Source organism: Micromonospora humida (genome assembly GCF_016901255.1).
GTDB classification, from domain to species: Bacteria; Actinomycetota; Actinomycetes; order Mycobacteriales; family Micromonosporaceae; genus Micromonospora; species Micromonospora wenchangensis.
In genome coordinates, this window is sequence record NZ_JAFEUC010000036.1 from 1 (window position 1) to 2,586 (window position 2,586).

Here is a 2,586-nt window from a genome sequence, read left to right on the forward strand (position 1 = left end):
CACCCCCACCCACCTCCACCTCCACCTCACCACCCCCACCCCCACCGGCCACCAAACCCTCACCATCCACACCCGCACCACCACCACCTGGACCACCCACGCCACCGCCACCATCAACCCCGAACCGGTACCCGAGCCCGCGTCCCCGCCGGGCGCCTGGCCGCCACCGGGGGCACAGGCCGTCGACCTCTCCGGCCTGTACGCGCGGTTGACCGACCACGGCTACGCCTACGGCCCGACCTTCCGTAACCTGCGGGCACTCTGGCGGCACGGCGACGAGCTGTACGCGGAGGTCAGCCTCCCCGACGGGACCGAGGTCGACGGGCACGTCGTCCACCCGGCGTTGCTGGACGCGGCGCTGCACGCGCTGATCGCGACGCCGGCCGACCTCGCCGGCCCGCTGCGGGTGCCGTTCTCCTGGGGCGGGGTGCGCGCGACCGGTCGCAGCGCCTCCGCCCTGCGGGTGCGGCTGACCCGGCTCTCCGAGCACGCGGTACGGCTGGTCGCCACCGACCTCGACGACGCCGAGGTGATCACCGTCGAGGAGTTGACCACCAGGCCGTTCACGGCCGACCGGTCGACCGCCACGGAAGCCCCGGTCACACCGATGCGGGTCGAGTGGGTGCCGCAGGAGGCCGGCCCGACCGTGGAGCCGTCCGGCGTGCACGTGGTCGGTGTCGACCCGCTGGGGTTGGCCGACGCGCTCCGCGCGGCCGGCCGCGACGTCACCGTCCACCCCGACCTGGACGCGCTGGCGGCGGCGATCGCCGCCGGCACGGCGGTCCCGGCCGACACGATGGTGACCTGCGTGACCGACGGCGGGCCGGGGCCGGCGATCGACCGGGCCGCGCCGCGTCCGGCGGACGAGGTCGTCGCCCTCGCCCACGAGGTCGCCGAACGGGCCCTGGGGCTGGCGCAACGGTGGGTCGGCGAGCCCGTCTTCGGTGACCACCGGCTGGTGACGGTCACCCGGGGGGCGGTCGCCACCCGGACCGGGCCGGAGATCCAGGATCTACCGGCGTCCACGGTGTGGGGTCTGATCCGGTCGGCGCGTGCCGAGTTCCCCGACCGGTTCGCCCTGCTGGACCTGCCCGGTCCGGCCGACGCGACGCTGCCGGCGGCGGTGGACGGTCCGGAGCCGGAGGCGGCGGTCCGCGACGACACCACACTGGTCCCCCGGCTGGTTCCGGTCGCCGAGTCGGCGGCCGTGCTGCAGCCCCCGGACGGGGGTGGCAACTGGCGGCTGGACGTGACGAGCCGTGGCACGTTGGCGAACCTGGCGCTGGTGCCGTCGCCCGCGGGGGACCGCCCGTTGGCCGGCGGCGAGGTACGGGTCTCGATGCGCGCGGCCGGCCTGAACTTCCGGGACGTGATGATCGCGCTGGGGCTCTACCCGGGCGACGACGCGCAGATCGGTGGCGAGGGCGCCGGCGTCGTGACGGAGGTCGGTTCCGAGGTCACCGGGCTTTCGGTCGGCGACCGGGTGATGGGGCTGTTCCCCGAGGGCTGCGCCGGTCCGGTGGCGGTCTCCGACCACCGTCATCTGGTGCGGACCCCGGCCCGGCTCAGCGACGTCGAGGCGGCGGTCCTGCCGATCGTCTACCTGACCGCCATGTACGGTCTGACCGACCTGGCCGACCTGCGGGCCGGTCAGCGGCTCCTCCTGCACACCGCGACCGGCGGGGTCGGGATGGCCGCCCTGCACTACGCCCGGCACCTCGGGGCCACCGTGCACACCACCGCGAGCGCGCCCAAGCAGGCCACCCTCAGCGCGCTCGGCGTGCCGGACTCCCACATCCACGACTCCCGGACGACGGCGTACGGCGGGCGCATCCGGCAGACCGATCCCGACGGTGTCGACGTCGTCCTGAACACGCTGACCCACGAGCACGTGGACACCAGCCTCGCGCTGCTGGCCGAGGGGGGCACCTTCCTGGAGATCGGCAAGACCGACATCCGCGACCCCCACACCGTCACCACCACCCACCCCCACCTCACCTACCAGCCCTACGACCTCCTCGACGCCGGACCCACCCGCATCCACCAACTCCTCACCACCCTCACCCACCTCATCACCACCAACGCCCTACCCGCCCTACCGGTGGCCGTCTGGCCCGCCAGTGAGCTTCCCGACGTGCTGCGTCACCTCAGCCTGGGCCGGCACACCGGCAAGCTGGCTGTCACGGTGCCCGTGCCGAAGCCCACCCGGGGCACCATCCTCATCACCGGCGCCACCGGCGCCCTCGCCACCCACACCGCACGACACCTCGCCACCACCCACCCCCACCACCACCTCCTACTCACCACCCGAGGAAACCCCGACACCCTCACCCCCCTCACCACCGAACTCCACACCCACGGAACAACCACCACCACCGCCCAATACGACCCCACCCAACCCCACCAACTCCACCAACTCCTCACCACCATCCCCACCACCCACCCCCTCACCACCGTCATCCACACCGCCGGCACCCTCCACGACACCCCCCTCACCACCCAAACCCCCCACACCCTCCACACCACCCTCACCGCCAAAATCGACACCACCCACACCCTCCACACCGCACTCCAACACCACCCCGA

The 2,586-nt window shown here is 73.5% G+C and carries 1 protein-coding gene; it reads left to right on the forward strand.

Going from position 1 to position 2,586, the window contains the following annotated elements; translation table 11 throughout:
• A partial coding sequence (locus JQX11_RS31900) for a SpnB-like Rossmann fold domain-containing protein (protein WP_204928630.1) occupies positions 1 to 2,586 on the forward strand: 2,586 nt, incomplete at both ends.